Source organism: Paenibacillus sp. S02 (genome assembly GCF_019454065.1).
GTDB lineage: Bacteria > Bacillota > Bacilli > Paenibacillales > Paenibacillaceae > Paenibacillus > Paenibacillus polymyxa_B.
The window spans coordinates 87714-112500 of the sequence record NZ_CP073682.1; the positions used below are offsets into that span (position 1 = coordinate 87714).

General features: G+C 49.8%; 2 protein-coding genes (1 of these 2 running past the window's edge). One reads left to right on the plus strand and one right to left on the minus strand.

The window, feature by feature from the left end:
* Positions 1-23727, plus strand: a complete 23727-nt coding sequence (locus KAI36_RS00415) for a non-ribosomal peptide synthase/polyketide synthase (protein ID WP_220026569.1) — start codon at positions 1-3, stop codon at positions 23725-23727.
* A gap of 110 nt (positions 23728-23837) precedes the next feature.
* Here the strand turns inward: KAI36_RS00415 and KAI36_RS00420 are convergent, their stop codons facing one another.
* Positions 23838-24787, minus strand: partial view of an alpha/beta hydrolase gene (locus tag KAI36_RS00420; RefSeq protein ID WP_220026571.1) — the 3' portion only. Its footprint extends 85 nt past the window's final position; the window shows 950 of its 1035 coding nt (coding positions 86-1035); the start codon falls outside the window, past its right edge; its stop codon occupies positions 23838-23840.

Below are 24787 nucleotides of genomic sequence, written 5' to 3' on the forward strand. Positions count from 1 at the left end.
ATGAATGACATGCAATTATATGATTTAACAAATGCGCAGAAGCGTATATGGTATACCGAATTACTCTACCCAGATACGTCAGTGTCACAGCTTTCCGGTACAGCTAAGATGAAGGGGCACATCAATATTGCTGCCTTTATGCAGTCCATTAATTTGATTATCAAACAGTATGATGCGTTCCGCATTCGTATTACCTCAGTGGATGGAGTGCCTCAGCAGTACGTCGTTCCTTATGAAGAGAGACAGTTGGAGTGCCTGGATCTTAGCCACTATGAAAGTGTATCTGAGGTGGAAGCCTTACTTGAGCAACACAAAAGCAAACCCTTGCCCCTGCTGGATTCTGAGCTCTTCCAGTTTTTAATTGTGAAGATTAGCGAGGAAGAGTATTGGATTAATATCAAGATGCACCATATTATTTCTGACGGAATATCAATGGTGGTCTATGGCAATCAGCTGACAGCATTTTACATGGAGTTAATTCAAGGAAATGAACCGAAGCTGGGCGACGATTGCTCGTATATTCAATATATTGCTGATGAGAATGCATACGAACTTTCTGACAGATACCAAAAAGATAAGGCTTACTGGCTGGATAAATTTTCTGATTTGCCTGAGCTTACGGGTTGGAAGTCATATAATCCGTTATCTTTAAGCACCCACGCCGTTCGGGAGCATTTTACCGTACCAGAAGTGCTATATCACGAGCTGCAAGCATTTTGCCAACAGAACAGGATTTCTTTGTTCCAGTTCTTCATGGGTGCGATGTATATCTACATACACAAAATGACGAATCAGCCGGATGTGGTGATTGGCACTTCGTTCGCTAACCGGGGGAACAAAAAAGAGAAGCAAAAGATAGGTATGTTCGTCAGCACCGCTGCTGCCAGAACATACGTCAAAAAGGATATGGATGTGTTGAGCTTTCTGCAGGATGTAGCCAGAGATCAGATGTCAGTCCTGCGGCATCAGAAGTATCCATACAATCAGTTAATTCAGGATCTTAGAGAAATGCATGGTAACAAGGATATTCAGCGGCTTTTTGGCGTTTCAATGGAATATCGTCTTATCAATTGGGTTGATTTGGATGATGTGCGCATTTTGACGGATTATGATTTCTGCGGGGACGAAGTGAACGATTTCGTGCTTCATATCGTGGAGATCCTGGATGAAGGCGAACTGGTACTGGATGTCGATTATCGGACGGAGCTGTTTGAACGCAGTGAAGTTAAGGACATGGTTTCCCAGTTGCTTACGATCGCCGAGCAGATCATTCATTCACCTCAGCTTTCTATCGCAGAGGTAAACTTATTGGGTGAACCAGAAGAGCAATCCATTTTGGCTCTTTCGGAAGGCGCTGCAGTCGACTATCCACGTGAGAAGACCATCCATGGCTTATTCGAGGAACAAGCCGAGCGCACGCCAGATCACGTAGCCGTTCAGATGGACGAGCAGAGCATTACATACCTAGCTCTAAACGAGCAGGCTAACCAGCTTGCGAGATATTTGCGCTCCGAGGGAGTAGTTGCAGATACGCTCGTAGGGATTATGGCTGACCGTTCCTTGGAGATGGTCATTGGGATGTTGGCCATTTTGAAAGCAGGTGGTGCCTATGTACCGATTGATCCCGATTATCCCGAAGAACGTATCCATTATATGTTGGAGGATTCAGGTGTCCGTCTGTTGCTCACTCAAAGTCATCTATGGGAGAGCACCGCTTTTGACGGAAAGCTTGTGAGTTTGGACGAGGCTGCAACGTATACAGGAGATGCTTCCAATCTGGAGAGTATTTCGGGACCAAGCCATCTGGCCTATGTTATCTACACGTCGGGTACGACCGGCAAGCCGAAGGGCACGCTGATTGAGCATAAAAATGTAGTTCGACTGCTCTTTAACGATAAAAATTTATTTGATTTCAGCTCTCAGGATACGTGGACGCTGTTCCATTCGTTCTGCTTCGATTTCTCCGTTTGGGAGATGTACGGAGCGCTTCTTTACGGAGGGAAATTGGTGATTGTTCCATCTCTCACAGCCAAGAGCCCAGCAGCTTTCCTGGAGTTGTTAAAAGACAACCAAGTCACCATTTTAAATCAGACGCCGACGTATTTTTATCAGGTGCTACAGGAAGAGTTAGCGCACTCTTCGACAGAGCTTAGTCTTAGAAAAATCATTTTTGGTGGAGAGGCCTTAAGCCCATCTCTTTTGAGAAACTGGCGAGTCAAGTATCCTGATGTGCAGCTGATTAATATGTACGGAATTACGGAAACAACGGTCCATGTCACCTACAAGGAAATCACGGAACATGAGATTGAAGCGGGGAAAAGCAATATTGGCAGAACGATCCCCACACTTAGCGCTTATATTCTCGATGAGCAAAGACGCCTACAGCCTGTTGGGGTTCCGGGAGAGCTATACATTGCAGGGGACGGTCTTGCCCGTGGGTATTTGAATCGGCCGGATTTGACGTCTGAGAAATTCGTTGAGCATCCGTATCGGGCGGGAGAGCGGCTGTACCGAACTGGGGATCTTGCTCGTTGGTTGCCTGATGGAAATATTGAGTATTTGGGGCGGATCGACCATCAGGTCAAAATTCGCGGCTACCGAATTGAGCTTGGCGAGGTAGAAGCCCAAATTCTCAAGGCTCCGAATGTACGAGAAACGATTGTCCTCGCACGGGATGACGAACAGGGCCAAAAATTGCTGTGCGCCTACTATGTAGCCTCTAGTGATCTTTCGCCGGGGGAATTGCGGTCTCAGCTGGCAGCGGAACTCCCCGCTTACATGATTCCTTCTTATTTTGTCCGGCTGGAGCAAATGCCGCTTACGCCAAATGGCAAACTGGATCGCCGTGCGTTGCCGGCTCCTGAAAGCAGCGTACAATCCGGCGAGGCTTATTTGGCTCCGAGAACTGCTGTGGAAGCTCAGATGGTACTCATCTGGCAAGATATCTTGGGAGTTGCCCGCGTCGGTGTCAGAGATAATTTCTTTGAAATTGGTGGTCACTCTTTGCGGGCAACAGTGCTCGTTTCACGGATTCACAAAGAATTGGGATGTAGCATTTCGCTGCGTGAGGTGTTTCAGTCACCTACGGTCGAATCCTTGGCGCAACTTGTGAAAAAACACATTCCGACCATGTACGAAACTATCCCACAGGCAGCGGAAAGCGAAGCTTACCCAGTATCCTCAGCGCAAAAGCGCTTATACGTGCTGAGACAGATGGATGGGGGAGAGCTTAGCTACAATATGCCAGGGGTCTTCACAGTGGATGGACCGTTGGATCGCACGCGGCTGGAGTCCGCGTTCCAGGCACTGATCCAGCGTCATGAATCCCTGAGAACCGGCTTTTATATGCAGGATGGAGAGCTTGTTCAGCGTGTGCATAGGAATGTGCCGTTCGCGTTGAACTACACAGAGGCTTCGGTGGAGGAGACGGATACGCTCATTCACAGCTTTATTCGTGCCTTTGATCTGAGCCAGGCTCCATTACTGCGTGTTAGCTTGGTGAAGCTCCAGGAGGAGCGTCATCTGTTGCTGTTTGATATGCATCACATCATTTCAGATGGGGTTTCTATTCAAATATTGATACAGGAACTTACTCATTTGTATCAAGGAGAACAGCTACCAGAACTGCACATCCAATACAAGGATTATGCTGTATGGCAACGGGAACAGTCAGAGAATCAATGGCAAGATCTTGAGAAATATTGGCTGCAATCCTTTGAAGGAGAGTTGCCGGTATTGGATTTGCCTACAGACTTCCAACGACCTTCAGTTCGGAGCTTCGAGGGTAGCCGAATTGATTTTACATTGGATGAGTCTGGAAATAAGGCGATACAAGAGCTAGCATCCCGTACAGGTACTACACTGTATATGGTATTGCTGGCCGCTTATTCGGTACTACTGCACAAATATACAGGACAGGAGGACATCGTCGTAGGTTCTCCAGTAGCCGGAAGACCGCAGGCTGAGCTTGAGGGCATCATCGGAATGTTTGTCAACACACTGGCCTTGCGCAGCTACCCGGCAGGAGATAAAACCTTTGAGGATTATCTTCTGGAAATCAAGGAAACGGCGCTCAAGGCGTTTGAGCATCAGGATTACCCTTTTGAAAAATTGGTCGAAAAGCTGGGCGTAGGACGTGATGTCAGCCGCAATCCGCTCTTTGACACCTTATTGGTATTACAAAATACCGAGCAGGAAGAGCAGGATATGGACGGAGTGCACTTTACTCCTTACTTGATGGACACCGTCACAGCCAAATTTGACCTGTCTCTCAATGTAGAGGAGAAGGGTTCAAAATTAGCCTTTGGCCTCGAGTATAGTACGGCTTTATATCGGCGTGAAAGTGTAGAGCGACTTGCAACGCACTTGCTCCGGGTTCTGCATGCAGTCTCGGCCAATCCTCAGTTGCAACTGGCCGAGATTGAAATGATCACACCGGAGGAGAAAGTACAGATCGTTGAAGTATTTAACGCGACATCGGCTCCTTATCCAAGGGACAAGACCATTCATGAGCTGTTCGCAGAACAAGTCAAGCGTACACCAGAGCAGACGGCGCTTGTATTCGGCGATGTCCAGCTAACGTATCTTGAATTGGAAGACAAAGCGAGCCGACTGGCCCAAACACTGCGTCGTTTGGGAACGTTGAGGGAGCAGCCTGTGGCCGTGATGGGCGGACGAAGCATCGAGATGGTCATTGGTATGCTCGCGGTGCTTCAAGCAGGTGGAGCCTATGTGCCGATTGATCCTGATTACCCGGAAGATCGGGTTCGTTATATGCTTAATGATTCCGACGCCAAGCTATTATTGGTGCAAAAGGGCGAGCTTATAAGTGTAGACTACGGTATACCGATTGTCGATCTTAGCAGTGAAGAGGCTTATGCTGCTGAGCCTGCCCAGCCGGAGACGGCTCAGGGATCGCAGGGGCTTGCTTATGTCATCTATACATCGGGTACGACGGGTAGACCGAAGGGCGTTATGGTTGAACACCGGAACGTGGTCCGTCTGGTCAAAGAGACCAACTATGTGGAGCTGAATGAATCCACACGAATTTTGCAGACAGGAGCCGTGGCCTTCGATGCTTCTACCTTTGAGATATGGGGAGCGTTGCTTAACGGTGGGCAACTCTATTTTGTAGAGAATGACGACATTCTGATTGCTGATAGGCTCAAAGCGGCTATTGCCAAGTACGGGATTACAACATTGTGGCTTACTTCACCCCTTTTCAATCAGCTTTCCCTACAGGATGAGTACCTGTTCAGAGGGCTAAAAGCATTGTTAGTCGGCGGTGACGTACTGTCCCTATCTCATATGAATCGTGTAATCGAGGCTAATCCTGATCTTGTCCCTATCAATTGCTATGGTCCGACAGAGAATACGACCTTCTCCACCACCTACAAGATTCCGGGTCGTGCCGAAGGGGGTGTGCCGATTGGTCGCCCAATTAGTAATTCGACCGCTTATGTGGTCAATGGATCGCTGCAATTACAGCCTATTGGTGCTTGGGGTGAACTCATTGTCGGCGGTGAAGGTGTAGCGCGCGGATATCTCAATCGTCCTGATCTCACAGCAGAGAAATTTGTTCCTAGTCCTGTTAAGGACGGAGAACCCTGCTACCGAACGGGGGATTTGGTACGCTGGCTTCCAGATGGGAATTTGGAGTTTAAAGGAAGAATTGATGAGCAGGTCAAAATTCGTGGTTACCGCATCGAACTCCCTGAAATCGAGGCCCAACTGGCCAAGGTGGAGTCAGTAATCGACGCCGTAGTGGTCGTTCGAGCGGATGAGCTTGGAGAGAAGCAGCTTTGCGCTTATTATGTGGCGGATCGTACGCTCACGGCAGGCGAAGTACGTCTTTCCCTATCGCAGGTACTTCCGGGCTATATGATTCCATCCTACTTTATCCAGATGGACCGTATGCCATTAACGTCAAACGGAAAAGTGGACCGCAGGTCTCTGCCGGCTCCTCAAGTAGGCGCGCATACAGGACGGAAGTATACAGCTCCTCGTACACCGGCTGAAGAAGCTTTGGCATCTGTCTGGCAAGGGGTACTGGGTGCCGAACAGGTGGGTATCCATGACAATTTCTTTGAATTGGGCGGAGACTCCATCAAGGCCATTCAGGTGTCGTCACGGTTACTGCAGGCCGGCTATCGGTTAGAGATGAAGCAGCTGTTCAAATCGCCAACCATTGCCGAGCTGGGCGCGGAAATACAAACGGCTGTGCATATGGCTGAACAGGGAGTTGTGCGTGGAGCGACTCGCTTGACTCCAGTCCAACAGTGGTTCTTTGGACGGAAGCAGGCAGAGCCTCATCACTTCAATCAAGCGGTTATGCTGTATCGTGAACAAGGGTTTGAGGAAAAGGCCTTGCATCAGGTGCTAAGAAAACTCGCTGAGCATCATGACGCCCTTCGCATGGTTTTCCGTCAGACAGAGCATGGCTACGAAGCTTGGAATCGTGATCTTGAAGAAGGAGAGCTTTATAGCCTGTTCACCGCTGATTTACGGAATGAATCCGATCCGGCTGCAGCCATTACATCGCTGTCGGATGACATTCAGCGCAGTATCAATCTGGCAGAAGGTCCACTGCTGAAGTTAGGGCTCTTCCATTGTCAGGATGGAGACCACCTTCTGATCGTGATCCACCATTTGGTGGTGGACGGAGTATCCTGGCGGATTTTGTTCGAGGATATTGCAGCCGGCTATGAGCAGGTGATTCAAGGACAAGCGCTGACATTCCCGCAGAAGACGGATTCCTTCCGTGACTGGGGAGACGCCCTTGCTCGTTATTCGGAAGGTCCTGAAATGGAGACTCATCGGGCGTATTGGAGAGAGCTGGAGGATCAGCCACTCGAACAGTTGCCGAAGGATGAGACTGTGGAAAGCCTTCTTTTACAAGATAGCAAAGTAGTAACAGCACAATGGACTATAGAAGAAACCGACCAATTGTTGAGAAAAGCCCATCGTGCTTATCAAACAGAGACGAATGATCTGCTATTGACTGCTCTGGGCATGGCGGTATCCAAATGGTCTGGCATCGGAAAGGTTGCTGTAAATCTGGAAGGACACGGTCGTGAGCCGATTATACCGAATATCGACATCACCCGTACTGTAGGCTGGTTTACAAGTCAATATCCGGTGATTTTAGACTTGGGGGATGACCCAGAAGTGGCCTCCTTGATCAAGTCTGTGAAAGAGGGGCTGCGCCAGATTCCGAACAAAGGTATTGGCTACGGGTTGCTTAAAACGATGGCAAGTCAGTTGGATGAAGACAGCTTCAGCTTGCAGCCTGAGATTTCTTTTAACTATTTGGGGCAATTTGATCAGGATTTGCAAGGCAGCTCGTTGCAGATTTCTCCTTATCCGACCGGAAGCGCCCAAAGCTTGTTGGAGGAACCGGCCTATACGCTAGATATCAATGGCATGGTGACGGACGGAGCCCTGACGCTTACGATTACTTATAACGGAAAACAGTATAAGTTATCTACGATAGAACAGCTCGCTGGATATATTGAAGAAAGCCTGCGGGAGCTTCTCCAGCATTGCCTAACCCAAGAAAAAACCGTATTGACACCAAGCGACGTGCTTGCGAAGGGTCTAAGCATTGCCGATCTGGAGGAGCTTTCTAAGCAGACCAGCCACATAGGCGATATTGAGAATGTATATAGTCTGACGCCGATGCAGAAGGGCATGCTGTTCCATGATATGTTTGAGCCGCATACAGGTGCTTATTTTGAACAGGCTGCCTTTGACTTTAAGGGTAGCTTTGATCCGACCGCCTTCGGACACAGTCTGGATGCAGTGGTGGAGCGTCATGCCATCCTGCGCACGAACTTTTACAGCGGCTGGGGCAGCGAGCCCTTGCAGGTTGTATTTCGGCACAGAGGCGCTAAATTGGTGTACGAAGACCTGCGGGAGATGAATGCATCGCAGCGCGAAGCTTACCTGAAGACATTTGGTGCTAAGGACAAAGCACTGGGCTTCAACCTGGCTGAAGACGAGCTTCTCCGTGTATCAATTTTACAAACAGATGAAGAGAGCTTCCGCCTCTTATGGAGCTTTCACCACATCGTCATGGATGGCTGGTGTGTTCCGTTAATTACGAAGGAGGTATTTGAACACTATTTTGCCCTCCTGGAAGGAAGAGAGCCGCAGCTGGCAGAGGTTCATCCGTACAGTCGATATATCGAATGGCTGGAACAGCAGGATGAAGCAGTTGCGTCCAACTATTGGAGCCGATATCTGGCCGGTTACGAGCAGCAGACGCTTTTACCTCAAGTCGGTGGAGCAAGTAAGGGAGAAGGCTATGTAGCAGAAAAGCTGAATTATCCTCTCAGCAGGGAATTGACTGAGCGCCTTGAAAAGGTGGCCAGGGATGCTCATGTCACGATGAATATATTGCTGCAGTCCCTCTGGGGCATTGCGCTTCAACGCTATAACGGTAGCCGGGATGTCGTGTACGGAAGCGTAGTATCAGGCAGACCAGCAGAAATTCCGGGCATTGACCGGATGATCGGTTTGTTCATCAATACGATTCCCGTTCGTGTGAAGACAGAGGAGAATCTCCCCTTCACCGTTCTGATGAAGCAGCAGCAGGAACAATATATGGCTTCTCATATGTATGACACCTACCCGTTGTTTGAGATTCAGGCTCAGACGGATCAGAAGCAGGATCTAATCTCCCATATTATGGTGTTTGAGAACTATCCTGTGGAGGAGGAGGTAGAGCGTCTGGGTGGTGGCGAGGCTGCCTTTGAGATTGAGGAAGCGGAGCTTCTTGAGCAAACGAATTATGATTTTAATTTAATTGTCCTCCCTGGCGAAGAGATGAGATTGCTGTTCCAGTACAATGCACTTGTTTATGACCAAGTGACAATTGGGCAAATCAAGGGCCATCTGGTTCACCTTATGGAACAAATTGTAGAGAACCCTGCTATTTCCGTGGATGCTCTAGAATTAGTCACGCCGCAGGAGAGAGAACAGATTCTGAACGTATGGGGAAATACGAAAGGCATTTACGAGCACTGTAACACGTTCCACGGGTTGTTGGAGCAACAGGTGGGACGAACGCCGGATGCGACTGCCATTTGGTTCGAGGACGAGAGTCTGACCTATGCCGAGCTCAATGCAAAAGCCAATGGACTGGCAAGAAGGCTCCGTACTCAGGGAATCAAGACGGGAGATCTGGTGGGACTGATTGCTGAACGGTCGCTCGAAATGATCGTTGGGATCTACGGCATTATGAAAGCCGGGGGTGCCTATGTTCCAATCGATCCAGAGTATCCGAAAGAACGAATCAGTTACATGCTTGAAGATTCCGGGGCGAAGCTGATCCTTACACAGGCCCATTTCTTGGGGCATCTCGGATGGACGGAAAATGTTTTGCTGCTGGATGAATCATCGACCTATGATGCCGATACCTCGAATTTGGAGGATACTGCTGGCCCGGATGATCTGGCTTACGTGATCTACACTTCAGGTACGACGGGGCAGCCTAAGGGCGTATTAGTCGAGCATCGGGGACTACCAAATCTTTCGGACGTATATGGGGCACACTTCGAAGTTACACCGCAGGATCGGATCGTTCAGTTTGCAAGCCTGTCGTTTGATGCATCGGTTTCGGAAATTTTAACGGCGCTGAGCCACGGGGGTGTTCTGTGCATCCCTTCTACACAAGATATTTTAGATCATGCCCTGTTCGAGCAGTTCATGAACGATAAGGGGATTACGGTAGCGACTTTGCCACCTGCTTACGCTATCCACCTTGATCCAGAGCGTTTGCCAACACTGCGGTGCCTGCTAACCGCTGGATCGGCCGCATCGGTCGAGTTGATCGAAGAGTGGAGGAAGCATGTACGTTACTCTAATGGCTATGGCCCAACGGAGGACTCCGTATGCACCACCATCTGGTCTGTCCCGGACAGTGAGGAAGCAACGGATATTGTATCTATTGGACGACCTATTGCTAACCATAGTGTGTACATCTTGGATGACCATTTTAGATTGCAACCTGTCGGTGTAGCTGGAGAGCTATGCATTTCGAGTATCGGATTAGCACGGGGGTATCATAACCGGCCTGAGTTAATGGATGAGAAGTTCGTGGACAATCCGTTTGCTCCAGGAGAGCGTATGTATCGGACGGGTGACCTGGTTCGCTGGTTACCGAATGGAACCATCGAGTACTTAGGCCGAATAGATCACCAAGTCAAAATCCGCGGCTACCGTATCGAGCTAGGCGAGGTAGAAGCACAAATGCTCAGAGTGCCATCCGTTCAGGAAGTCGTAGCCATGGCTGTAGAGGGCGATGACGGCTACAAAGATCTAGTCGCTTATTTCGTAGCTGCTCAGAAACTTGAGGTATCCGAGCTTCGGGCCGTCCTGTCGGAGATGTTACCTGGATATATGATCCCTTCCCGCTTCATACAACTGAAGGATATGCCTCTGACGTCGAACGGAAAAATCGATCGAAAAGCGCTGCAGGGCGAGCGTGGATGGGCAGCGGCTTCATCGGAGGCTCCAAGGACACCTGTGGAAATCCAATTAGCCGAAATCTGGCAAGAGGTGCTGGGTGTAGAGAGCGCGGGATTGAAGGATAATTTCTTCCATTTTGGAGGTCATTCACTGCGTGCAGCCCTGCTAGTCTCACGAATTCGCAAGGAAATGAATCGCGAGATTAGTCTGAGAGCAGTGTTCGAGTCTCCTACCATTGAAGGATTGGCTCGTGCCATTGAGGGCTATACACCGCTGAATTTCGAAGAAATTCCTACAGCAGGAGCGAGAGAGCATTACCCATTGTCCTCGGCTCAAAAACGACTGTTTATTCTAAGTCAGCTGGAAGGTGGAGAGCTAAGCTACAATATGCCGGGTATCCTTACGGTTGAGGGAGCTTTGGATCGGGAACGGCTAGAGCAGGCATTCCGTCGTCTGATTCATCGTCATGGTTCGCTGCGTACTCGTTTTGTGACTGTGAACGGTGAACCTGTACAGCAGCTCCTGACGGATGTTCCGTTTACTGTGGAATATGCGGAGTTGAGCGAGGAAGAGGCAGGAGCTACCCTTCAGCAGTTTGTCCGTCCTTTCGATCTAGGTGTAGCTCCATTGCTGAGGGTCGGTCTCATTCGAATTGCACATGAGCGCCATTTACTATTGTTTGACATGCATCATATTGTCTCAGATGGGGTTTCTATGAATATTCTCATAGAAGAGTTTCTCCGCTTCTACCAAGAGGAGGACGTATTTCCTGAGCTACAGATCCAGTACACAGACTATGCTGTATGGCAGCAAGAGCAGCTCGGAAGCGAGCGTCTTAAGGCCCAGGAAGCTTACTGGCTGGATGCTTTCCGCGGAAGCTTGCCAGTGCTGGATTTGCCAGGAGATGAAGTTCGTCCTGCGGTGCGAAGCTTTGCGGGCGATCGAATCGACTTCCAAATTGATTCTTCTCTGAGTGCTTCACTTCAGGAGCTGGCTACCCGAACGGGTTCCACTCTGTTCATGGTACTGCTGGCAGCCTATACAGCGCTCTTGCACAAGTACACAGGTCAGGAAGATGTCATTGTCGGTTCACCTGTGGCAGGAAGATCCCATGCGACACTCGAAGGCCTCATCGGTATGTTCGTCGGCACAGTGGCACTTCGTACTTATCCAGAAGGAGAAAAGCCTTTCGAGGCTTATCTGCAGGAAGTGAAGGAAACAGCGCTGCGGGCCTATGAAAACCAGGATTACCCGTTCGAGGAGCTGGTAGAAAAGCTGGAGCTTCAGCGTGATTTGAGCCGTAACCCGCTATTTGATACCATGTTTGTCCTGCAAAATATCGAGCAGGGAGAACAAGAAATAGAAGGATTGCGCTTCACTCCTTACGATAATGTACATCCGGCTGCCAAGTTCGATCTCACGCTGACCGTGAGTGAAGTAGACGGGGCATTGAACTGCACGCTTGAGTACGCGACTGCGATCTACAAGCAAGAGACTGCTGAGCGGATGGCAGGCCACTTTGTACAGCTTATTCGGGAAGCCGTCTCCAATCCGGGAATGCCGTTGTCATCCCTTGATATCGTGACACCTCAGGAAAAATCAAGGCTGATGAAAGCGCCGGACGAAGCCAAGGCAGATTATCCTCGTGACAAGACGATCCATGCGCTGTTCGAGGAGCAGGCCGGACGTACTCCGAATGCAGTGGCAGTCGTATGTGAAGATGCAACCCTGTCCTACAGCGAGCTGAACGAGCGGGCCAATGGACTTGCCCGAACGCTGAGGGAACGTGGTTTGCAACCAGACGGTTTGGCTGGAATTATGGCGGATCGTTCCCTTGAAATGGTGGTCGGAATTTTAGCCATCTTGAAGGCAGGCGGGGCCTATGTCCCTGTAGACCCTGAATATCCAGAGGACCGCATTCGCTTTATGCTTGAGGATTCGGGAGCCAAGCTACTGCTGACACAAGCGCATCTGGAGCAACGTGTCTCCTTCGCCGGGGACATCGTGAGTCTGGATAAAACGGCTTCCTACAAGGAGGATGTCTCAAACCTGCAGCCTGCAGCCGGACCAGAGCATCTTGCCTACGTCATCTACACATCGGGTACGACAGGCAAGCCAAAGGGAACGCTGATCGAGCATAAAAATGTAGTTCGCTTGCTCTTTAATGATAAAAATATGTTTGACTTTGGTCCTCAGGATACGTGGACACTGTTCCATTCATTCTGTTTTGACTTCTCTGTATGGGAAATGTACGGAGCATTGCTGAACGGAGGACGGTTGGTCATCGTTCCATCGCTTACCGCGAAGAGTCCGGATCGTTTCTTGCAATTGCTTAAGGATCAGAAGGTCACCGTTTTGAACCAGACACCGACGTACTTCTATCAGTTGCTACAGGAAGAGCTCGGTCATCAGGCGGCAGAACTGAGCCTCCGTATGATTATCTTCGGTGGAGAGGCATTAGCTCCGGCCCTGCTCAAGGACTGGAGAACGAAGTATCCGCAAGTGCAACTCATCAACATGTACGGCATTACCGAAACGACCGTACATGTAACCTACAAGGAAATTACAGAGTTGGAAATTGAACAGGGCCGCAGCAATATCGGCACCACGATTCCGACGCTGCGAGCGTACATTTTGGATGAACAACGCCGTCCACAGCCGATTGGCATTCCGGGTGAACTCTATGTGGCGGGCGTAGGCCTGGCGCGAGGCTATCTGAACCGACCGGAATTGACGGAAGAGAAGTTTGTCGCTCATCCGTTTGAAGCGGGCGAGCGCATGTACCGCTCGGGTGACTTGGCACGCTGGTTGCCGGATGGCAGCATGGAGTATTTGGGACGGATTGACCATCAGGTAAAAATCCGTGGTTACCGTATCGAGCTGGGCGAAGTGGAAGCGAAGTTGCTCCATGCTCCGTCTGTAAGGGAGGCCGTTGTGCTCGCCCGGGAGGATGGAAGTGGACAAAAAGTGCTTGTCGGCTATTTCACTGCCGATCAGATGCTGACGGTAGGCGAGTTGAGGAAAGCCTTGGCTGCTGAACTGCCTGCTTATATGATTCCATCTTACTTTATGCAATTGGAACAGATGCCTTTGACGCCAAATGGCAAGCTGGATCGCAAAGCGCTTCCGGCTCCGGAGGCCAATGTGCAGACTGGAGCGGTTTATGAACCGCCAAGGACGAAGGCTGAGGAAGCTTTAGTTTCCGTATGGCAAGGTGTGCTGGGAGCGCAGCAGGTAGGCATCCATGACCATTTCTTCGATCTGGGTGGTGACTCCATCAAGGCGATTCAAGTGTCCTCGAGATTGTTCCAAGCTGGATATAAATTAGAGATGAAGGATCTCTTTAAATATCCGACAATTGCCGAGCTAAGCCCGTATCTTCAGGCAGCCGGACGTACAGCGGAACAGGGCGAAATTAAAGGTGCAGCAGAGTTAATGCCAATTCAGCGTTGGTTCTTTGAACGCCATACAGCGGAGCCGCACCATTATAATCATGCCGTCATGCTCTATCGGAAAGACGGCTTTGATGAGGCTGCACTCCGGTTGACAATGGATCAAATCGCGATCCATCATGACGCGCTGCGCATGGTTTTCCGGCCTACAGAAGCTGGATACGCAGCTTGGAATCGGGGAATGGACGAAGGCGAGCTCTACACATTGGACATTGCCGATGTGCGGCAGGCGGAAGACCAGACAGCTGCGGTTCAGGCCCAAGCCGATGCCATTCAGGCAAGCTTTGACTTGAAAGGTGGCCCACTGTTCAAGCTAGGCCTGTTCCATTGTGACGATGGCGATCATTTGTTGATTGTCATTCATCACCTCTTGGTTGACGGCGTATCCTGGCGCATCCTGTTTGAGGACATTGCAGCGGGGTACGAGCAGGCATTGAATGGACAAGCAATCGTCCTTCCACAAAAGACCGATTCGTATCTTGTATGGTCTGAGCAAGCGACGAAGTATGCAGCAGGGGCTGCTCTGGACAAGGAGCGTGCATACTGGCAGCTGATCGAGGAGGCGATTTTGGCCCCACTGCCGAAGGATGAGGATCATAAGCCGGGCACCATTCGGGATACTGAATCGGTTACGGTAACGTGGTCTGCGCAGGAAACAGACCTGCTGTTGCGACAAGCGAACCGGGCGTATCATACGGAGACGAATGACTTGCTCTTGACTGCTCTGGGGGCAGCCATTCAGCGCTGGACAGGCATGGAGCAGATTTTGGTCAATCTTGAAGGGCATGGACGGGAAATGATCGTACCAGACCTGGATATTACCCGTACCGTGGGTTGGTTCACAACCCAGTATCCGGTTCTGCTGAACCTGCAAGGCAGACAGGAAGTATCTGCGCGAATCAAGCGCATCAAGGAGAATTTGCGAGAGGTTCCGCACAAAGGAATCGGCTACGGTCTTCTGAAGTATATGGCACCGGAGAAAAGTGTCGGATTCGGCGTAGAGCCGGAGATTTCCTTCAATTATCTTGGGCAGTTTGATCAGGATTTGGAGGGTAATGCTCTTAGCCTATCCACACATTCAGTTGGTAAGGCGCTCAGTGATCTCACACCTCAGCAATATGCTCTGGATGTGAATGGCATGATTGCCGAAGGCCAGCTATCACTGACGATTACGTACAGCAGCAGGCAGTATCGTAAGGAGACGGTGAGCCATTTTGCCGAATTATTACAGTCAAGCCTTAGTGAGGTCATCCGTCATTGTGTGGCTCAGGAGCGTTCACAGCTTACACCTAGTGATGTTCTGTTCCAAGGATTAACATTGGAGCAGCTTGATCGACTCACGGCGCAGACGGCTCACATCGGAGAGATTGAGGATGTGTACAAGCTGACGCCAATGCAGAAGGGAATGCTGTTTCACAGCCTGCTGGAGCCGGACTCCTCTTCATACTTCGAACAGGCAACGTTTGAGCTGCGTGGCAGCTTCGATGTAGATACCTTCTTCGAGAGCTTCCAGGCTTTGGTGCAACGACATGCCATACTACGTACCGGATTTTACAACAACATTGCTGATGTACCGCTGCAAGTTGTCTTTAAGCAACGGTTAATCCCTCTGCACTACGTAGATTTGCGCGACGCATCTATGCAGGAACAAGAAGCCCGAATCAAGGCTTATATTGCTGAAGATATGGTTAAGGGGTTTAGCTTGTCAGAAGATCCGCTGATGCGAGTGACCGTCTTGCAGAAAGATCAAAGCTGTCTTGTATTGTGGAGCTTCCACCATATTGTCATGGATGGCTGGTGTATCCCGATCATTACACAGGAGCTGTTCGATTATTATTCTGCCAAGAAACAGCAAATACAGCCTGTCCTGCCGCCAGCTCAGCCCTATAGCCGTTATATCGAGTGGCTTGATGCACAGGATGATGAAGAAGCTTCAACGTATTGGAGCCAATATCTCGAAGATTATGACGGGAATACTGTATTGCCGGAAGGTAAAACGAAATCTCAAGCCAAAGAGGCGGGCTATGTTCTGAATGAGCATGTTCTCCATCTGGGCGCATCCTTGACAGGTAAAATGGATGTTGTCGCGAAGCGCAATCACGTGACCGTCAACACACTCATGCAGACAGCTTGGGGACTGATTCTTCAACGTTATAATGCCAGCTCGGATGTCGTTTTCGGCGGCGTTGTGTCGGGTAGACCCGCTGAGATTGCAGGGATCGAAAATATGGTGGGCCTGTTCATTAATACAGTACCTATCCGTGTACAGTCATCCAAAGACGAAGCCTTTGTCGAGGTGATGAAACGTACACAGGCACAGTCATTGGCTGGTCGTGCCTACGACACCTATCCACTGTATGAAATTCAGGGGAAAACAACCCAAAAGCAGGACTTGATTTCTCATATTATGATCTTTGAAAATTACCCGCTCGACGAGCAGGTGGAGCAATCGGGTAATCAAACGGAGGACAATCTCGAAGTCGCCAACTTCACCATGTTTGAACAAACCAATTATGACTTTAACCTGGTTGTGATTCCAGGCGAAGACATCAAGGTCTGCATTCGCTATAATGCTTCGGTTTACGAGCAAGAAAGCATTGCACGAATCGGAGGACACTTGTTGCAGATGCTCGATCAGGTGGCTGCTCGTCCGCAGGCGACGATACAGGAACTGGAGATTGTAACATCTGAGGAACGGATGAACCTGCTTGACTGGGGCGGCAAGGCCCATACCTATCCAAGTGATCAGGGTCTGCATACCTTGTTTGAAGAACAGGTTGTCCGTACGCCGGATAAGATTGCGGCTGTAAACGGGGACACTCAGATCACGTATCGAGAGCTGAACGAGCAGGCGAACAGACTAGCTTCCACCTTGATAGACCAAGGACTACGGAGTGAACAAGTGGTAGGTCTGTTGGCAGATCGGTCTGTAGAGCTGCTTGTCGCTATCATGGGTGTGCTCAAAGCGGGTGGAGCCTATGTACCTATTGATCCTGAATATCCGCAGGAGCGGATTCAGTATATTCTGAAGGATTCTGGCGCTGAAATTCTGCTCACACAAAGCCACCTGACGGAGTTGGCCTCTTTTGAGGGGACGGTTATGGAATTGGATTCCCGGCACATCTACGGAACCGAGGTGGATAATCCCAATATTCCTGTTGGAGGAAACGATCTGGTGTATTTAATCTATACCTCGGGTACAACCGGAAATCCGAAGGGAACCATGATTAACCACAAAGGGATCGTGAACTACATCTGGTGGGCCAATAAGGTCTATTGTGCCGGGGAGCCAACGGATTTCCCGCTGTACTCATCCATTTCCTTTGACTTGACGATGACATCAATGTTTACTCCGTTAATAAACGGAGGAATAGTACGGATTTATGATGGTATAGATAAAGCGGAGGTTGTTCAGCATATTTTGCGCGAAAATGCGGTGGATATTCTCAAGCTGACGCCGACACATCTCAGTCTGATTAAAGATATGGCCATTCCAGCGGAAAGCCGCATTCAGCAGCTCATTGTGGGTGGAGAGAATTTGACCACACATTTGTCGAAAACCATCACAGATCTCTTTGGCGGCAACATCAAAATCTACAATGAATATGGACCAACAGAAACCGTCGTCGGCTGCATGATTCACCTGTATAATCCTGCGAAGGATACGCGTGAATCTGTACCGATTGGACTGCCAGCGGACAATATATACATTCATATCCTGGATGAACAGCTTCGTCTCGTACCATTAGGCGTGGAGGGCGAAATGTACATCGCCGGGGACGGGGTAGCCCGTGGATATCTGAACCGTCCTGAGCTTACCGCAGATAAATTCATTAGAAATCCATTCGCTTCGGAAGGAAATATGTATCGCACCGGGGATTTGGCTCGTCGCCTTCCTAATGGAGACATTGAGTACATTGGACGCATTGACCATCAAGTTAAAATACGGGGCTATCGTATTGAGCTTGGTGAGATTGAGGCCAAGCTGCTGGACATTCCACTTGTCGAGGAAGCTCTCATTGTTGCGTGGGCAGATGCTCATGGGCAGAAATCGCTGTGTGCTTACTTCGTAGCTGATCGCGAAATGTCTGTCAGCGAGCTGAGAAACGAACTGTCTGCCGGACTGCCTGCATATATGATTCCGTCTTACTTCGTCCAATTGGACGTGATGCCTCTGACACCGAATGGCAAGCTGGATCGCAAGGCACTGCCTGAACCGAACTCAGGTATAAAGGCGGGAGCAGACTTTACCGCTCCGCAGACGGATGTGGAGAACATTTTGGCTTCAATCTGGCAAGGTGTACTCGGCGTGCCGCTTGTCGGCATTCATGATAATTTCTTTGAGCTTGGAGGTGACTCGATCAAATCCATTCAAGTATCCTCAAGGCTTCTCCAAGCAGGCTATAAGCTTGAAATGAAGGATTTGTTCGGTTATCCGACAATTGCAGAGTTGGCGCAGCGCGTTAGTGTAGTCAGCCGAATTGCGGACCAAAGCGAGGTACACGGAGCGGTAAGACTGGGACCTGCCCAGCACAGATTCTTCGATGAACAGTCGATGGATCTGCATCACTTTAATCAGTCGGTCATGTTGTACCGACGGGATGGCTTCAATACCGATGCGCTCGCCGAGGTTGTTCGGAAAATTGCAGAGCATCATGATGCTTTACGACTGATGTTCCGCCAAGGAGAGCAGGGATTGGAGGCCTGGAACCGGAGCGTGGGTGAGGGAGAACTCTATAGCCTCCAAATCCACGACCTGCGGGATGAAACAGACCCGGCTTCAGCAATAGAAGCAGGTGCGGAAGCCATTCAGCGCAGCATCTCTCTGGAGGATGGACCTCTCTTTAGACTGGGTCTGTTCCGCTGTGCGGAAGGAGAACATTTGTTGATCGTTATTCATCATCTGGCTGTGGATGGCGTATCCTGGCGTATTCTCTTTGAGGACCTGCAGGAAGGCTACGAGCAGGCAGCACGTGGAGAAGCGGTCAAGCTTCCACAGAAGACGGATTCGTACCGTGCATGGGTTGAGGGAATCACACAATTTGCAAACAGCCCGACGGCTGAACAAGAACTCAGCTATTGGGCAGAAGTAGAGGGAGATGGCTTTGTCCCTCTTCCCAAAGATAAGGTAGACGGCGCTCTTCTCATCAAAGACAGTGAGGCTGTCACGGTGAGATGGTCACCAGAAGAGACAGAGCAGTTCCTGAAAGAAGCGAACCGCACTTACAATACGGAGGTTAACGATCTGCTCCTGACGGCTCTAGGTATGGCTGTTCACGAGTGGACGGGAATCGAACGTGTAGGCATCCTTCTGGAGGGACATGGGCGGGAGCCTGTTGTACCGGAACTGGATATTACTCGCACAATAGGCTGGTTTACAAGTCAATACCCTGTCGCCCTTGTGATGGGAGGCGAATTGGAGATCGGCGCCAGAATTAAGCACGTCAAGGAAGGCTTGCGTCGTATCCCGAACAAAGGTGTCGGATATGGTATTTTGAAATATTTAAGCGACGGTTCCGATGTCTCCTCCTTCTCGGCTGAACCGGAGATTACCTTCAACTACTTGGGACAGTTCGACCAGGATCTTGCAGGAGGGACGATGGAAGTATCGCCTTACTCAGTAGGACCTGAGGTCAGTGAGCAGATGGTGCAGCATCAGGCATTGAACATTAATGGACTGATTGCCGAAGGACAGCTTCAACTTTCGGTCAGCTATAACCGTCATCAGTTCCACGGGGAGTCCGTGGCTAAGTTTGTTGGCATTCTGAAGAACCGTCTCAGCGAAGTCATTGGACATTGCGTAAGTAAGGAAAGAACAGAACTTACACCAAGCGATGTACTCCTCAAAGATATCAGCTTGGAAAAAATCGAGGAGTTAGAAGAGCAGACACGACATATCGGTAGTATTGAAAATATGTATAAACTGACACCGATGCAAAAAGGAATGTTGTTCCACAGCTTGCTGGAGCCTCATTCGGAAGTCTACTTTGAGCAGGCCAAGTTTGAAATTCAGGGAGCATTCTATCCTGAGGATTTTAAACGCAGCTTAAAATATCTGATGAAACGGCATGCCATATTGAGAACCAATTTCCATGCCGGGTGGGGCGATTTCCCTATTCAGATTGTGTTCAAAGAAAGAGCGTGTGACTTCGTATACGAGGATCTGCACGAGCTGGAAGCCGATGAACTCCAAGCGCGTCTTGCAGCTTATACTGCTCAGGACAAAGCAAGAGGCTTTAATCTTGCTGAAGAAGCGTTGCTGCGTGTTGCTATTCTACGTACAGCAGAAGAGGCTTACCATTTGCTGTGGAGCTCTCATCACATCATTTTGGATGGCTGGTGTATGCCGCTTGTGCTCCAGGAAGTGTTTGAGACGTATGGGGTTCTGCGTGAGCAAAGGGAACCTGAGCTTCCTGCAGCTGTATCGTACAGTCAGTATATTCAATGGTTGGAGAAGCAAGGCGAGGAAGAGGCATCCTCTTACTGGAGAGGGTACCTGGAAGGTTACGAGCAGCAGACGAAGCTGCCGCAGGCCATCACACAGCCATCGGCAAAAGCGGAAGCCTACGTGTCGGAGAAGCTGGTATTCACGTTGGATGCGGAACTGACCGATCGCCTGGAACAGGTGGCCAAGCAGCATCAGGTGACGATGAATACGCTGATGCAAGCAGCCTGGGGAATTGTGTTGCAGCGCTACAATAGAAGCCAGGATATCGTCTTCGGAAGTGTGGTATCGGGAAGACCTGCCGAGATTCCGGGTATCGAAAGCATGATCGGTCTCTTCATTAATACAGTTCCGGTTCGGGTTCAGGCAGAGGGAAGCGATTCGTTCTCCCATGTGATGAAAAGACAGCAGGAATTATATTTGGCAGGACATGCTTATGATTCCTATCCGCTCTATGAGATTCAAGCACAGAGCGAACAAAAGCAAGATTTGATTTCTCATATTATGGTGTTCGAAAATTACCCGGTAGAAGAGCATCTGGAAGAGAAAATTGCCAGTGAAGAGGCTGAATACAAAATTACGGATGTTCAGATGTTTGAACAGACGAATTATGATTTTAACCTCATTATGCTGCCGGGTCGTAATCTGGAGTTCTTGTACCGTTACAATGCCCGCGTCTATGATCGGGAGAGTGTGGAACGAATTCAAGGACACTTGACGAGAATTCTGACAAGCGTTGCTGTTCAACCTGCTATCCGTATTGATGAGCTGGAGCTGATCACGCCAGAAGAGAAATCGCAGATTATAGAGGTGTGGGGCGATACAGCAGCTCCTTATCCGCGTGAGCAGACCTTACACGGTATATTTGAGGAAAAAGCGGCACTCACACCGGATCGTACAGCACTTATTTACGGTGAAACGGAGCTTACCTATGGAGAACTTCATCAGCAGGCGAACCGCCTTGCACGTACGCTGCGTGCCCAAGGGGTCAGACCGGACCAACCAGTCGGCATCATGGTCGAGCGCTCGCTTGAGATGATCATTGGCATTCATGCCATTCTCAAAGCTGGCGGGGCCTATGTGCCGATTGATCCGGAGTTCCCGGAAGATCGTATTCGTCACATGCTGGAGGATTCGGGAGCGAAGCTTCTGCTGACGAAGAACCATCTCAAAGATCGTTTTCAGTTCACTGGCACGATCCTGGCACTTGATGATCCGCAGACGTATCATGCGGATAGCTCGAATCTGGAGCCAATTGCGGGGCCGGAGCATCTGGCGTATATCATTTACACGTCAGGTTCAACCGGCAAGCCGAAGGGCGTAATGATTGAACATCGCGCTGCCGTCCATACGCTGAGTCAGTTGGAAGCTGAATATCCGATGTTGGCAGGCGACCGTTTCCTGCTCAAAACGACATTCACCTTTGACTTCTCCGTGCCAGAGCTGTTCTGCTGGTTCTTTGGACAGGGGACTCTCGTGATCCTGCCGCAAGGCGTGGACAAAGACCCGATGGCACTGCTAGAGGCCGTGGATACGAACCGTATCACGCATCTCAATTTGGTGCCGTCGATGCTCAGTGTGCTCGTTCAATACTTGAAAGAAAGCGGCAACCAAGGATTCCTTACTCTGAAATACCTGTTTGCCTGCGGCGAGACACTGCCTGCCAAACTTGTGGAAGAGTATTATAGAGTATCTCCTTATGCAGTACTGGAAAATATCTATGGTCCTACGGAAGCAGCCGTATATGCGACTCGGTATACAACGAGCCTTGAGACTGCGGCTCTAACGCATGTGCCAATCGGCAAACCGTACGCTAACGTCCAAGTATGGATGATGGACAGCGCTTCTCAGGTATCACCTGTGGGGGTACCGGGAGAACTCTGCATTGCGGGCGAAGGGGTAGCGCGGGGGTATTTCAACCAGCCGGACCTGACGGCAGAGAAGTTCATTCCTCACCCGTACAAACCGGGAGCACGAATTTACCGAACGGGCGATTTGGCCCGATGGCTGCCAGACGGGAATATTGAGTATTTGGGGCGGATCGATCACCAGGTGAAAATCCGCGGTTACCGCATTGAGCTGGGAGAAGTGGAAGCACAAATTTTGAAAGTGCCATCTGTGCAGGAAGCGGTTGTTCTTGCACTGGCTGATTCTACTGGAAGTACTCAGCTTTGTGCATACTTTGTGGCCGAAGAGGGGCTTGCAGCGGGCGTACTACGTGAGGCACTGGCCAGCGAGCTGCCAAGCTACATGATTCCGACTGCTTTCGTACAGTTGGCACAAATGCCGCTGAATCCGAATGGCAAATTGGATCGCAAAGCGCTACCGGCACCGGAAACACTTCTGCGGAGCACAGCGGAGTATATCGCGCCGCGTACGCAGACAGAAGTAGAGCTCGCTCAGATTTGGTCCGAGGTGCTCGGCGTACAGGAAATCGGGATCAGGGATCATTTCTTCGAACTTGGGGGCCATTCCCTGAAAGTATTGGGCTTGATCCAAAGGATCTCGTCCGGTATGGGCGTACAGCTCCCACTCCAAGTCGTGTTTAATCTGCCGACTGTGGAAGAAATGGCGCATGAAATTTCCAAGCTGCAGGCAACAACTGCTGCTAATGAAGAAGAAATGGAAATTATCCGCTTCCCAGGGAAAGGAACGCTCAAAGTGTTTTGCTTCCCTCCACGGGTAGGCCACTCTCTGGGGTACTATGAGATGGCCAAGGAGCTGGATGGGCTTTGCGAGGTGTACGGGATGGAATTTATCGGCGACCGTTTCCAGGGTCAAGATATGCTGGATCGATACATCGATGCCATCGTGGATATTCAAGCAGAGGGCCCATATGTATTCCTGGGATACTCACTTGGGGGAAATCTCGCCTTCGAGGTAGCTAAAGCCATGGAAATCCGAGGTCACCATGTTGGCGACCTTATTATGGTAGATGCTATGAGAAAGATGTCCAAGGATGAATCGACACCAGAGGAGCTTGAAGAGATTGTCGAGACGGTGCTGGACAGCATTAGAGAGCAGTACAAAGTATTCCTCGCAGATCCAGCGGACAGGGAGCGAGTCATGGATAAAATGCTGGTTTACTCTACCTACCGCGATGAGCTTATTAACGCAGGTGAAGTTCATGCGAATATCCATGCTCTGATTGCAGAAGATGATAGTATTGGTCCGGATACATCATTAGATAAATTGTTATGGCAACAGGCGACACTTGGCCAATACAAAGAATACGAAGTCATCGGAACGCATGATGTGTTGCTTGATTCCGGTTTTGTCGGGGAAAATGCTAAAGTACTGAGACAGATACTTGGCAAGGTCACAGAGGCCTCATCTAAAAACAAGCCCATTTTGTCCTAAGCTCAATCAAGCATAATAAGTGTTAGGCAACAAAGACGCCCGGATTCCTTTATATAGAAGGAACTCGGGCGTCTTTTATTTTTTTATGCTGTCCTTAACATATAAAGTCCCTAATGATCTGTGTATGCTTTAGACATGGTTGACTGAAAGTGTCTTGTGTCGGTGATGAGTTCACGGATGACTTGGATGACAAGCTCCGGTTGATCATGGATGATCATATGCTCGCTCTTCTTGGCAACAATAAATTTGCTGTTTGTAGAGATGTTAAGCATCTCGCGCTGTCCCATTTGCCAGCTTTGTTCGATCTGATCATTTCCGCGTTTACTAATACCGAACTGAGTCAAATCTTGTTGAATGCCCCGGGCAATTACACGTACAGGGAGGTTACCCAGAGGCTGTCCCCGTATGGCATCTTCGGTAGTGCTTGCTAGATCACCCTCCTCCGCAACAGATCGAAAGTATTTAGAGGAAGCGACAATATTCACAAAAGCTTTTCTATCTTGATATTCGACCCGACCCGTTAGCATTAAATTGGGGAACAGGCGAAAAGCCCCTGACTTTTCTAGGAGAATGGATATTAACGGGGAGGGATTGACCTTAGGCCGTTCCTTGGCATAGATCTCATTTGTCCGGCGAGCGTCATTCTCAGGCCTGGCATCTACCAGAACCAATCCTGCCACTTCGTCTTTGTATGTCTGCGCGTACAGTCTTGAGTACATCCCTCCGAGGGAATGGCCTACCAGAATATAAGGGGCTTGGATGTCTGCATTCTTTAAGGCGACATGAAGCTCTCGAACGATGTTTTCCCCGGTTCGTGGAGTAGCAGCCTCCTCGCTCCAGGCATAGCCTGCCCGGTCATAGGATACAACAGTGGCGAATGATGACAGTTTTTCGGGAATATCTCTCCATGACAGGCTACTTTCCCCGCTCCCTGATTCAAGCAATATTGTTGGAGAGCCGCTACCGAGTTTACGAATATGAAGTCGATAGCCCCCGGCATCGACCAATTCCCCCGGAGGTGGGTATTGTGATTTATCCTTTTTGGATGCAATCCACTCAT